The sequence below is a fragment of the Sphingomonas sp. P4_G2 genome (assembly GCF_056401155.1).
The window spans coordinates 1-12,496 of record NZ_JBFUJY010000010.1; the positions used below are offsets into that span (position 1 = coordinate 1).

Sequence of the window (12,496 nt, forward strand, 5' to 3'; positions counted from 1 at the left end):
GCGCAGAGCCGCGTGCTGATCGGGGCCGGCGCGCTGTTGCTGGCAAGCGCGACCGCGGCGGCGACCGGCTGGTTCGGCAAGCTGCCGATCGCGATCCCCGGCATCACGCGGACCATTGCCGCACCGCCCGAGGTGAAGAAACCCAGGCACCTGGTGCGTGTCGAAAAGCCCAAACCGTCGATCGGGCGTACCGAAGCACTGGCGCCGATCCCCGACGCGGCGCCGGTCTTGCTACCGGATCCGGTGCCCCCGGCGCTCTGGCGCGCGCAGCGCCAGGCGCGCATCGCGGCGGGGCTGCCGGTCAGGCGGCCGCTGGTGCGCCGGGCGCTGATGGCGCGCTTCCGGGCGATGCCCGCGACTCAGCGCCAGGCGGCGGTTGCCGAATGGCGGCGGATCAAGGCGCTGCCACCGCCCGAGCGCAAGGTAGAGATCGCCAAGCTCAAGGCCGATTATCTCGCGACCCACCCGCGCGTCGCTGCGCAGGTGGAAAGGCGGCTGGAAGCGAGGTCGGCGCTGGCCGCGTCCGCGGGCGATCCGATCAAGCCGGACGCCGCGCTTCCCGGCGGCACGATCGGGCCCGACGCCGCGATGGCCAATCGACTCACGCCGCAGGAGCGGTTCGAACGGCGTCAGGCACGCCGCCTATGGTGGCTGCAGCGCCGCGCGATGCGGTTGCAGTCCGGCCGGCCGTTGCCTGACGATCGACGCGACGAAGGGCGGAGCACGCCCGAGCGTTGAACGCAAAGACGGGGCTGCCTTCCTCCAATTTCGGCAGCTCCGTCGCTAGCTCTGGATCAGGCGTCGCCGGGCTGGCGCAGCGTCACCGCAATTTCGGACAGCGGCACGCCAGTCTCGGCATCGACTACCAGCGGGGTGATCGTCCGCCCACTGCTCGTCTCGATCAGGTCGCTCATCGCGCCTTCGCCGAAATGCTTGCGCGCCCATCCGCCGAGCGCTTGCAGCACCGGCAGATAATCGCGCCCTGCTTCGGTCAGGACATATTCGTCGCGTGGCGGGCGGTCATTATAGCGCCGGCGTTCGAGCAGGCCTGCTTCGACCAACGCAGCCAGCCGCTTCGTCAGGATGTTAGGCGCGATCCCCAAGCCCTTTTGAAAATCGTCGAACCGCGTCTGGCCGAGCCCGGCATCGCGAAGGATCAGCATGCTCCACGCATCGCCCGCCCGCGCCAGTCCGCGGCCGACAGGGCAGACGCCCCAGGATAATTTCTCAGTGTCCATTGCAAAATGATAGTCACATAACTATCAAAATGCAAGCCGCTCGACTCGGTGCCGGGCGCGAAGGAGAAATTCGATGACTCAAGCTCTCAACCAGACCGCGCTCATCACCGGCGGGTCGACCGGCATCGGCGCTGTCTATGCCGATCGCCTGGCCCATCGCGGCTATGATCTGATCCTGGTGGCGCGCGATCAGGCGCGGATGGAGGCGCTCGCCGAACGGCTGCGCGGCGAAACCGGCCGCACGATCGAGGTGGTCCGCGCCGACCTCACCGATCGCGCCGATTTGGCGCGCGTGGCGGGACGGTTCGCCAGCGATCCGACGATCACCTTGCTCGTCAATAACGCCGGCCTGTCGATGACCGGGGACGCGATCTCGGTCGAGCCGGCCGAGATCGAGCGGCTGGTTGCATTGAACATCACCGCACCGACCGTGCTGGCGGGCGCCGCGGGCAAGGCATTCGTCGCGCGCGGCGAGGGGGCGATCATCAATCTCGCCTCGGTTCTCGCCTTGGTCACTGAGATGTTCGACGGCGTCTATTCGGGATCGAAGGCCTATCTGCTCAATCTGAGCCAGAGCCTGGCGGCGCAATATGGCGCCAAGGGCCTGTACGTGCAGGCGGTATTGCCGGGCGCAACGCGGACCGAAATCTGGGAACGATCGGGCAAGGACGTCAATGCGTTTCCGCCCGAATGGGTGATGGATGTCGATGATCTCGTCGATGCGGCACTGACCGGGTTCGACCGTCGCGAGAACGTGACGATCCCACCGCTCGCGGATGCCGATTTGCCGCAATGGGACGCCATGCAGGCATCGCGCGTCGCGTTGGGCGGTAAGCTCAGCAACCGCGCGGTCGCGGACCGCTATCGTCAACCCGCGCTGGTGTGAACCGGACGGGCGCCCGTTCGCCGGGCGCCCGCCGACACTGGCATTTGCCCCCAGCCGTGGTTAAGCTGCGCGCCATTCCAGGAACAGGAGAGGCGCGTGGCAGAGTTTTCCCGGCGTGAGATCGGCGCGATATTGGGAACGTTCTCAACAATGGCGGCGACCAGCCCGGCGCTGGCTGCCGGCGCGATGAAAGAGCGTCGTTTCCCCAAGGGATTCAAATGGGGCTGCGCGACCGCCGCCTATCAGGTCGAAGGCGCCGTCAAGGAAGATGGCCGCGGCGAAACCAATTGGGACATCTTCTCGCACACGCCGGGCAAGGTCGCGAACGGTGACACCGGCGACGTCGCCTGCGACAGCTATCATCGCTATCGCGAGGATCACCAGCTGCTCAAGAATCTCGGCGTCTCGACGTACCGGATGTCGCTGGCCTGGTCGCGCATCTTTCCCGAAGGACGGGGACAGCCCAACCAGGCCGGGATCGACCATTATGACCGCGTGATCGACGACCTGCTGGCCAACGGCATCACGCCCTACGTCACCTTGTTCCACTGGGATCTGCCCTCGGCATTGCCCGGCGGATGGCAATCGCGCGACACCGCCAAGGCGTACGCCGATTATGCCGGGTTCATGGCGGGCAAGCTCAGCGATCGCGTGAAGCATTTCATGACGATCAACGAATTCGCCTGCTTCACCGACCTTGGCCACAAGGTAGGAATCCACGCTCCGGGACTCCAGCTCGATCCCGCCGGGGTCAATCAGGTGCGCCATCACGGCGTCCTGGCGCATGGTCTCGGCGTCCAGGCGATCCGCGCGAATGCGAAGGCGGGGACGAAAATCGGGCTCGCCGACAATCCCTCCATCACCGTTCCGGTGATCGAGATCCCCGAGCATATCGACGCGGCACGCAAGGCGATGCGCGAGGTCAATGCCGCCGCGCTGACCGCGGTGATGGAGGGACGCTATATCGACAGCTACCTGACGGCGCAGGGCGCGGCCGCGCCCAAGGTCGAGGAGGGCGATATGAAGGCGATCGGCAGCCCGCTCGATTTCGTCGGGATCAACGTCTACGCGCCGCAATTCGTCCGGGCAGACGCCAATGCCCAGGGCTATACAGTCCTGCCGATGCTGGCGTCGTCGCCGCGCATGGCCTCGCCCTGGCTGCGCGTCGGACCCGAATCCGCTTATTGGGCAGTGCGCAACACGACGGATTTGTGGAAGCCCAAGGCGATCTACATCACCGAAAACGGCTGTTCGGCGGACGATCCGGTGACCGACGGGCGGATCGACGATGCCGACCGCGTGATGTACTTGCGCAATTATATCGGCCAGGCGCAGCGCGCGACCGCGGAGGGGTTGCCGCTGGCCGGTTATTTCCTGTGGAGCCTGATGGATAATTTCGAATGGGCCGATGGCTACGGCAAGAGGTTCGGGCTGCACTATGTCGACTTCAAGACGCAGGCGCGCATCCCCAAGCTGAGCGCCGCCTGGTATCGCGAGCTGATCAGGCGCAACGCGCTGGTTTAGAGGCGGACGGGGGTTCCTCCGGGCGCGGGATCAGCTATCGGCGTCTCCTGCTTAGTTGGGAGATATGACGTGCGGTTCGCGAAGCTGACGGTTCTGGCTTTGGCCTTCGGCGCGACGGTTTCGGCGGCGGCGCCGCAAAAGACGGCTGCTCCCAAGGATCCGCCGATCGTCCGCGTCCGGATGACCACATCGGCCGGCGTGATCACGCTCGCGATCGATGTCCGGCACGCGCCGAAGACCGGTGCCAATTTCCTGGCCTATGTCGATGACGGCCGGCTCGACGGCACGCGCTTCTATCGTGCGGCGCGGCGCAAGGGCGCGCCCAATCTCGGGTTCGTCCAGGGCGGGATCGATACCGATGCGCGGCGTCGGCTTGAGCCGGTGCCGCTCGAGCCGACCAGCAAGACGGGCCTGCATCATGTCGACGGCGCAATCTCGATGGCGCGCTACGACAGCCCCAATTCGGGGACGGCCAACTTTTCGCTGATGGTCGGCGCCAGCCCCAATATGGACGCGCGGCCGGGATCGCCCGGCTATGCCGTGTTCGGCCGCATCGTCGGCGGCATGGACGTGGTGAAGCGGATCCTGGCGATGCCGACCAGCCCCGGCGGGGAAGGTGCGATGAAAGGCCAGATGCTGATCCGCCCGGTCACGATCATCCGCGCGCAGCGGCTCGACGGCACGCCCAAGCCGACCGGGCGCGCGAAAGTGTGGGAGTTGTTCGCCGGGATGAAGTGATCGGCGCCGACCGGCGAGTCACTCAGGAAAATACGCCGCCGAGTTCGTTGCCGCCGCCCGCTTCGGGCTGGCGAGGATCGGGTCCGTAGTCGTTCTCAAAACTGTCGCCACGGGTGAACACCATCATCACCCAAAAGATGATTCCGATGAGCGGAATGAAGGTCAGCAGGAACTTGATTCCAGGCTCGCCGTGATCGTGCAGGCGACGGATGCTGATCGCGACATGCGCGATATAGAGCAACGGTAGACCGACGAGGAAGGTCAGCCCGCCAAGTAGGCTAACTATCATCACGACGGGATTGTCGTGGGAGGCTCCCATAGGCCCGCTGAGTCCGATATTGATCCCAATAAATATGATTTCGAGCGTGACGAACAGGGCGATCGCAGCAAGGTGATACAAGCCATATTCGGTTCGCGTTGAACGTCCTTTAAAGTCGAAAGGATCGCGCCACGACCGGATCGAAGGTTTCATCATTTCCCCCAAAAAAACAGAAGCCCCACGCGACGTTAGCCGCGCGGGGCCTTGTTGACCAGTTGGTCGGATCGACCGATCAGGCCGCTTCGCTCACTCGCTTCGCGCGCTTGCGGTCGAGTGTCTCGCGGCCCGTTCGCCTTACGCTGCCTGCTTCGCCCGGCTGGCCCGCTTCCGCTCATGCGGGTCGAGATAGCGCTTGCGCAACCGGATCGACTTGGGCGTCACTTCGACCATTTCGTCATCGTCGATATAGGCGATCGCCTGTTCCAGCGTCATCTTCTTCGGCGGGGTCAGGCGGATCGCGTCGTCCTTGCCGCCCGATGCGCGGAAGTTGGTCAGCTGCTTCGCCTTCATCGGATTGACCTCGAGGTCATCCGGCTTGGCATTCTCGCCGACGATCATGCCCTCGTAGAGCGCCTCGCCATGCCCGACGAACAGGATGCCGCGCTCTTCCAGCGGGCCGAGCGCGTAGCTATTGGCCTCGCCCGATCCGTTGGAGATGAGCACGCCGTTCTTGCGGCCCTCGATATTGCCTTTGTGCGGGCCATATTTCTCGAACAGCCGGTTCATGATGCCGGTGCCGCGCGTGTCCGAGAGGAATTCGCCGTGATAGCCGATCATGCCGCGGCTGGGCGCCGAGAAGGTGATGCGCGTCTTGCCGCCGCCCGACGGGCGCATGTCGGTCAGCTCGGCCTTGCGGATCGCCATCTTCTCGACGACCGTGCCCGAATATTCCTCGTCCACGTCGATGATGACGGTTTCGTAGGGCTCGGTCTTCTTGCCACTCTCATCCTCGCCGAACAGCACGCGCGGGCGGCTGATGCCAAGCTCGAAGCCCTCGCGGCGCATCGTCTCGATCAGCACGCCGAGCTGGAGTTCGCCGCGGCCGGCGACTTCGTAGCTGTCGCGGTCGGCGGCTTCGGTCACCTTGATCGCGACGTTGCTCTCGGCTTCGCGGAACAGGCGGTCGCGGATCATGCGGCTGGTCACCTTGGTGCCCTCGCGGCCCGCCATCGGGCTGTCGTTGACGGCGAAACGCATCGACAAGGTGGGCGGATCGATCGGCTGCGCGTGGAGCGGCTCGGTCACTTCGGGGTCGCAGATCGTGTTGGACACCGTGGTGTGCGTCAGGCCCGCGATCGAGATGATGTCGCCAGCCTGCGCCTCGTCGGTCGGCACGCGCTCGAGCCCGCGAAAGGTCAGGATCTTCGACGCGCGGCCGGTCTCGACGACGTTGCCATCATTATCGAGCGCGTGGATCTGCTGGTTGGTCTTGACCGAGCCCGAGAAGATCAGGCCGGTCAGGATGCGGCCGAGGAAATTGTCGCGATCGAGCAGGGTGACGAGGAACTTGAACGGCCCGTCCGGATCGGCCGAGGGGGCGGGGACATGCTCGACGATCTTTTCGAACAACGGGGCCAGCGTGCCTTCGCGCAAGCTCGGATCCTCGTTCGCGTAACCGTTGCGGCCAGAGGCATAAAGAACTGGGAAATCAAGCTGTTCGTCGGTCGCTTCGAGGCTGACGAACAGGTCGAACACTTCGTCGAGCACTTCCTGGATACGCTCGTCGGGGCGATCGACCTTGTTGACCACGACGATCGGGCGGAGACCCAGCGCGAGCGCCTTGCCGGTGACAAACTTGGTCTGCGGCATCGCGCCTTCGGACGCGTCGACCAGCAGGATGACGCCGTCGACCATCGACAGGATGCGCTCGACCTCACCGCCGAAATCGGCGTGGCCAGGCGTGTCGACGATGTTGATGCGAGTCTTGTGCCCAGCATGATCGTCCCACTCGACGCTCGTGCACTTGGCGAGGATCGTGATGCCGCGCTCTTTTTCGAGATCGTTCGAATCCATCGCGCGCTCTTCGACGCGTTGGTTGTCGCGGAAAGTGCCGGACTGACGGAAAAGCTGATCGACGAGCGTGGTCTTACCATGGTCGACGTGGGCGATGATCGCCACGTTGCGGAGGCTCATGAGATATCCTGATTGGAGCGCCCGAAGGCGGGTTCGGGGGCGCGCATAGCTTAAATTGTGCGGTGCGGGAAGGGGCGTGGGTACCTACGCCATCATTCGGCGACCGCCGAAGCATCGAACGGTCCGTTCTCGCTATCCGTCGGGCGTTTCAAAGGAAGACGGCCATGCACATTGATGACGACGCTCGCCGTTATGTCGAGCGCTGGTTCTGGACGCTCGACAATCTCGCCGAGGCGGTGGGCGTGACGCCGGCGCGGATCGAGCAATTGATCGCTGCCAACTGCGCGCCGGGGCCGATCTACGCCAGGAGTGCCGATAGCTGGTGGAGCGCGCTCGGCGCGGACGGTGCGGCGCCCGCGGGCGAGCATTGGTTCAGCCCCGGCGCCGCCTGGGGATTGCGCCAGGCGGAATTGGCGACGCGCAGCGGCAGTTCGCCGGCGGAGGCCGCTGCCATGTTGCTCGATAGTTTCGCGGATCGGTTCGCATCGGCGCTCGGCCATCAGCGATATGCGCGCCTCGCCTTTGCCACCTGCTTCTCGGGCGATGCGGTCGATCTCGGCGCGGCACGCGCCGCGGCACGGGACGAATGGGCATCATGGATTCAGGGCGGCTACGGTGTCTGCCTGCGCATCTTCACCGCTGAAACGTGCGTCGCCAAGGAATCCTTGGGCGCGTGGTTGAAGGCCGCGGTCGTCGAGCCCGATTACGATGCCGCCGCCCTGCTCGCCGAGGCCGAAACATTGGCGGGACTATTGCTGCCCTTTGCCCCCTGGCAACGCGCGTCCGGAACGCCCGGGCGGACGATCGATCGCCTGTTGCGCGAACAGCACCTCGGCGACGATCGGCCCTATGCCTGACTGAGGCCGGCGCTTGATCCTTTCGCGGCGCCCGGCGATGACGGGACGACACAGGAAAGGCGATCATGGCGCAGCTCAGGATTTCGGTAATTGTCGGTAGCGTCCGCGAAGGGCGCATCTCGCTGCCGATTGCCAAGTGGGTAATGGACCGGATCGCCGCGCGGACCGAGTTCGAGGCCGAGCTGCTAGACCTGGCCGAATGGGATCTGCCGATGTTCGCCGAGCCCAATCCGCCCGCGACCGGACGTTATACGGGCGAGAAGCAGCGCGCCTGGGCGGAAAGGATCGGCGGCGCCGACGGCTATATCCTGGTCGCCCCCGAATATAATCACGGCATGAGCGCGGTGCTCAAGAACGCGCTCGATACCGTCTATGCCGAATGGGGCCGCAAGCCGGTCGCGTTCGTCGCGCATGGCGGGATGGGCGGCGCGCGCTCGGTCGAGCAGCTGCGACAGGTCACCGTTGCAATGGCGATGGCGCCGCTCAGCAGCGCGGTCCATCTCCAGGGTGCGGCGAAGCTGCGCGAGGGGGATCGGTTCAATGCGGGTGAAATAGAGGACAGGCGCCTCTCGGCATTGTTCGAGGAATTGCTATGGTGGGGCAGCGCGCTGAAGGCGGCGCGACGGGGGGACTGATACGGACATGCGGAGGATCATCTATTTCGCGCTGGCCGCGGCGCTTGCGATCCCTGCTATGCCGGCGCTGGCGCAACAGGTCGTCGATCCCGATGCCGACACCAAGGTCGCCGATCCAGCCTTCGCGGCGGGCAAAGGGCCGGTCGTGATGGTCGATTCGGGGCATGACGAGCGCCAGACCCTGGCGACCGACTATGCGCCGTTCGGGGCGCTGTTGACCCATGACGGCTATGTCGTCCGCGATTTCGACGAGCCGATCTCCGCCGCCAGTCTCGCCAAATCGGCCGTGCTGGTGATCGTCGATCCGGTAAACCCGAAGGATCCGCCCAAGGCGCCCAAATACCAATCGACCTCCGCCTTCACGCCGCAGGAGATCGCGACGATCACCGATTGGGTGAAAGGCGGCGGGGCGCTGTTGATGATTGCCGATCATCCGCCCTATGCGGGCAGCCTGCGTGCTTTGGCCTCGTCGTTCGGCTTCGATATCGAGATATATGCCGCGCAACATGTTCCCAAGGAGGAATATTTCAGCTTCGCCAATGGCGGCCTTGTCGACGGTCCGCTGACGCGCGGGCTCCCGCCGATCCAGACCTTTTATGGCGCTGCCTTCACTGCGCCCGCTGCCGCGACACCGCTGCTGCGGTTCGATTCGAGCTGGAAGATGCTGGTTACCGACAAGCCGCCACGGCCAATGACGGGGAGCGACCTGCGCGGGGCGACGCTGGCGGTTGGGAAGGGGCGAGTGGTCCTGTTGGCGGAGGCCGGCGCGTGGTCGGCGCAACTGCTCGGGTCCAAGAAAAAACCGATGGGATTCAATGCGCCGGGCGCCGAGGGCAATAAGCGCTTCATCCGCAACGTCGTGCGGTGGCTGGCGACGGGAGACGTGCCGCCTAGTTCTGCGAATACCGGCAGCAAATAGCGGATCGTCCATGTCAGTGGTGCCGTCGGTCGCGGAGCGCAGCACATCTTGCCATTCCGGCAGCGCGTGTTACATGTGCAACACACTTGAACGCGCGACCATTCGTGGCCAGACTCCACGAACCATCGCGAAGAGGGACTGAGAATGGCGACGACCCCGACCGAAACCGTCACGGCCGAACCCGATCTGGTTCTGACGCCTCCCGAGCCCGTTACCGCGGTGTCGGCGACCAAGGCGGCGGGACTGGTGCCGGTCGATGATGCCAAGCGGAGCGAACTCGAACGCCGAGTCGATCAGTTCGTCGAAGACCTGGTCGCCCAGGACGTCGACTCGCCCGAATTCGGCAAGCGCGTCGATGCCATCACCAGCATGGGGCAAAAGGAAATCCGCGAAGCGGCGTCGCAGTCGAACCGGTTCCTCGACCGTCCGGTGCGCGCCATGGACAAGGACACCGGCGTCGGTGCCGACCTGATCCAGCTGCGCCAAACGATCGAAAAGCTCGATCCCGGCAAGAACGGCAAGTTGATCTCAGGCGGCCGCGGACTGCTCGACAAGATTTTCGGCGGCGGGCTCAACACTTATTTCGACAAGTACAAATCGTCGCAGACCCACATCTCCTCGATCCTCAAGAGCCTCGGCTCGGGCAAGGACGAGTTGTTGATGGACAATGCCGCGATCGAGACCGAACGCGCCAATCTGTGGGCGGCGATGGGCCGGCTCGAACAGATGATCCATCTCGCCAAGACGATGGACGCGAAGCTCGAGGACAAGGCCAACGACCTCGACGCGACCGATCCGGCCAAGGCCAAGGCGCTGCGCGAAAGTGCCTTGTTCTATGCGCGTCAGCGCACCCAGGACCTGCTCACCCAGATGGCGGTGACGGTGCAGGGCTATCTCGCGCTCGATCTGGTCAAGAAGAACAATGTCGAGCTGATCAAGGGCGTCGACCGCGCGTCGACCACCACCGTCTCGGCACTGCGCACCGCGGTTACCGTCGCGCAGGCGCTGACCAGCCAGAAACTGGTGCTTGAGCAGATCACCCAGCTCAACACGACGACCGCCAACATCATCGATTCGACCGGTCAGTTGCTCAAGTCGCAGACCGCGCAAATCCATGAGCAGGCGGCCGCCTCGACCATTCCGGTCGAGACGCTGCAGCGCGCGTTCCAGAATATCTACGACACGATGGACGCGATCGACGCCTTCAAGATGAAGGCGCTCGATTCGATGAAGACCACGGTCAACACGCTGTCGACCGAAGTCGAGAAGTCGAAAGGCTATATCGCACGGGCCGAGGGCCAGTCGCAGGCCGCGCTGCAAGGTCCGCAGACCGATTTCAAGCTCGAGGCGGTGTAAATGTCCTCTACCGACGATGTGATCGCCCGGGCGCGAGAGACGCTCGACCGCACGTCCGAGCGCTATCGTGCCGGACCCGGGCGGAGCGTGCGGGTGAGTGATGTCGGCCAGCGGGTGACGCGGGCGGCGATCGTTGATGCGGCGATCGTCGGGCTGGCGGTAGCGTTCGGCCTGGTGGTCGGGCCGATCGGCATGTTCGGCTTTCTGTTGATGATCGTCGCGATGGTGGTGGCGACGATGGTGCTGCTCGCGACTCCGGCGCAACGCGCGCCGACCTTCGAGAAATTGCGCCAGGTCGAGCTGAAGGCATTGCCCGCGCAGACCGGGCGCTGGCTCGATTCGCAGCGGCCCGCACTGCCGGCACCGGCGATCAACCTGGTCGATCAGATCGGGATCAAGCTCAACGCGCTGACCCCGCAGCTGGCGGGACTCGACGAGAACGAGCCGGCCGCGGCGGAAATCCGCAAGCTGGTCGGCGAGCAATTGCCCGAGTTCATCAAAGGCTACGAACGCGTGCCGTCGGCGCTGCGCGGCGTCGAACGCAATGGCAAGAGCCCCGACCAGCAATTGGTCGAAGGGCTGGGTGTGATCGGCCGCGAGATCGACGAGATGGCGGCGCAACTCGCGCAAGGCGATCTCGACGCGTTGTCGACGCGCGGGCGGTATCTCGAGATCAAGTACCAGGGCGACAAGAGCACGGTTTGATCGGGTAGGAGGGGGGCTAATTCTCCCTCTCTCCTTGTGGGAGAGGGAGGGAGCGCCGAAGGCGCGGAAGGATGAGGGGGAGACTCACAACTTTCGCCGATTCCCCCTCATCCTTCCGGCGCTTCGCGCCTCCCTCCTTCTCCCACAAGGGGAGAAGGAGAGTCGAAGCCAGACTCTAAAGCTGCAGCCCCATCGCATCCTGCGCCTCGCGCAGGACCGGTCCGGCGATCGCTCGCGCGCGCTCGCTGCCGCGCTCCAGCACGCGCACGACTTCGCCGCGATCGTCGAGCAGTTGCACCAGGCGGTCACGGATCGGCCCGAGCTTCGCTACCGCCAGATCGGCGAGCGCCGGCTTGAATTGCCCGAAGCCCTGACCGCCATATTGCGCCAGCACGTCGGCCGGCGCGACATCCGCCAGCGCAGCGTAGATCGTCACCAGATTGCGCGCCTCGGGGCGTTCCTCCAGCCCGTCGACGGCGTCGGGAAGCGGCTCCGCATCGGTCTTCGCCTTGCGGAATTTCTGCGCGATCTCGTCGTCCGAATCGTTGAGATTGACCCGGGTCATGTCCGACGGGTTCGACTTGGACATTTTGGCGGTCGCATCACGCAAGCTCATGATGCGCGGTGCCGCGACACTGATCATCGGTTCGGGGAGCGGGAAGACCTCCACCCCATAGTCGCTGTTGAACTTGGCCGCGATGTCGCGGGTGAGTTCCAGATGCTGCTTCTGGTCCTCGCCCACCGGCACGTGCGTCGCCTTGTAGAGCAGGATGTCCGCCGCCATCAGCACGGGATAATCGTACAGCCCGACGCTGGCGCCTTCACGGTCCTTGCCGGCCTTGTCCTTGAACTGGGTCATGCGGTTGAGCCAGCCGACGCGCGCGACATTGTTGAGCAACCAGGTGAGCTCGCTATGCGCGGGCACCCGCGCCTGGTTCCAGATGATCGACTTCTCCGGGTCGAGCCCGGCGGCAAGGATCGTCGCGGTCATCTCGATCGTGTTGTCGGCCAACTCCTTGGGCGCGACGCGGTCGGTCAGCGCGTGCAAGTCGGCCATGAAGTACATCGACTCGCCGCCGGCCGCCGCGACCTCGTCCTGCATCGCGACCCACTGCTTGATCGCCCCCAGATAATTGCCGAGGTGAAGGCGACCGGTGGTCTGGATGCCGGAAACGACGCGCATGAG

At 64.9% G+C, this 12,496-nt stretch carries 13 protein-coding genes; 9 read left to right on the forward strand and 4 right to left on the reverse strand.

What is annotated here, in order from left to right; all coding sequences use genetic code 11:
• Positions 1-738: hypothetical protein (locus AC1DRD_RS20430; protein ID WP_478042832.1), on the forward strand; the 738-nt coding region annotated here is incomplete at its 5' end.
• 56 nt (positions 739-794) lie between these two features.
• On the opposite strand, the gene AC1DRD_RS20435 is transcribed toward AC1DRD_RS20430, so the two are convergent.
• A complete protein-coding gene (locus tag AC1DRD_RS20435; RefSeq protein ID WP_478032179.1) occupies positions 795-1,238 on the reverse strand; it encodes a winged helix-turn-helix transcriptional regulator in 444 nt (147 codons plus the stop codon).
• A gap of 73 nt (positions 1,239-1,311) precedes the next feature.
• On the opposite strand from AC1DRD_RS20435, the gene AC1DRD_RS20440 reads away from it, so the two are divergent.
• The 3 genes from AC1DRD_RS20440 (at position 1,312) to AC1DRD_RS20450 (ending at position 4,386) form a co-directional block, all read left to right on the forward strand.
• Positions 1,312-2,124: an SDR family NAD(P)-dependent oxidoreductase gene (locus AC1DRD_RS20440; protein ID WP_478032180.1), complete on the forward strand. Its 813-nt coding sequence runs from the start codon at positions 1,312-1,314 to the stop codon at positions 2,122-2,124.
• 96 nt (positions 2,125-2,220) lie between these two features.
• Entirely contained in the window at positions 2,221-3,648 is a 1,428-nt protein-coding gene (locus tag AC1DRD_RS20445) for a GH1 family beta-glucosidase (RefSeq protein ID WP_478042833.1), read from the forward strand.
• A gap of 69 nt (positions 3,649-3,717) precedes the next feature.
• Positions 3,718-4,386, forward strand: coding sequence for a peptidylprolyl isomerase (locus tag AC1DRD_RS20450; RefSeq protein WP_478032184.1), 669 nt, complete (start codon positions 3,718-3,720; stop codon positions 4,384-4,386).
• Positions 4,387-4,408: 22 nt separating this feature from the next.
• On the opposite strand, the gene AC1DRD_RS20455 is transcribed toward AC1DRD_RS20450, so the two are convergent.
• Together AC1DRD_RS20455 and typA are read right to left on the reverse strand one after the other, a co-directional pair.
• Positions 4,409-4,858 carry a DUF805 domain-containing protein gene (locus AC1DRD_RS20455; protein ID WP_478032186.1) on the reverse strand — a complete coding sequence of 150 codons (450 nt, stop codon included), beginning with the start codon at positions 4,856-4,858 and terminating at the stop codon, positions 4,409-4,411.
• A gap of 141 nt (positions 4,859-4,999) precedes the next feature.
• Positions 5,000-6,838, reverse strand: a complete 1,839-nt coding sequence (gene typA / locus AC1DRD_RS20460) for a translational GTPase TypA (RefSeq protein ID WP_478032188.1) — start codon at positions 6,836-6,838, stop codon at positions 5,000-5,002.
• 164 nt (positions 6,839-7,002) lie between these two features.
• Between typA and AC1DRD_RS20465 the strand changes: the two genes are divergently transcribed.
• The 5 genes from AC1DRD_RS20465 to AC1DRD_RS20485 all read left to right on the forward strand — a co-directional run bounded on the left by AC1DRD_RS20465 (position 7,003) and on the right by AC1DRD_RS20485 (position 11,310).
• Positions 7,003-7,695, forward strand: coding sequence for a DUF6058 family natural product biosynthesis protein (locus AC1DRD_RS20465; protein WP_478042834.1), 693 nt, complete (start codon positions 7,003-7,005; stop codon positions 7,693-7,695).
• 65 nt (positions 7,696-7,760) lie between these two features.
• A complete protein-coding gene (locus tag AC1DRD_RS20470) occupies positions 7,761-8,330 on the forward strand; it encodes an NADPH-dependent FMN reductase (protein WP_478042835.1) in 570 nt (189 codons plus the stop codon).
• Positions 8,331-8,337: 7 nt separating this feature from the next.
• Complete coding sequence (locus AC1DRD_RS20475; protein WP_478032191.1) at positions 8,338-9,249, forward strand: hypothetical protein; 912 nt, start codon at positions 8,338-8,340, stop codon at positions 9,247-9,249.
• 144 nt (positions 9,250-9,393) lie between these two features.
• On the forward strand, positions 9,394-10,605 hold the full coding sequence (locus tag AC1DRD_RS20480; protein WP_478032192.1) for a toxic anion resistance protein: 1,212 nt from the start codon (positions 9,394-9,396) through the stop codon (positions 10,603-10,605).
• Positions 10,606-11,310 carry a hypothetical protein gene (locus tag AC1DRD_RS20485; RefSeq protein ID WP_478032193.1) on the forward strand — a complete coding sequence of 235 codons (705 nt, stop codon included), beginning with the start codon at positions 10,606-10,608 and terminating at the stop codon, positions 11,308-11,310.
• A gap of 175 nt (positions 11,311-11,485) precedes the next feature.
• On the opposite strand, the gene trpS is transcribed toward AC1DRD_RS20485, so the two are convergent.
• On the reverse strand, positions 11,486-12,493 hold the full coding sequence (gene trpS, locus AC1DRD_RS20490; protein WP_478032195.1) for a tryptophan--tRNA ligase: 1,008 nt from the start codon (positions 12,491-12,493) through the stop codon (positions 11,486-11,488).
• Between the last annotated feature and the right edge of the window lie 3 nt (positions 12,494-12,496).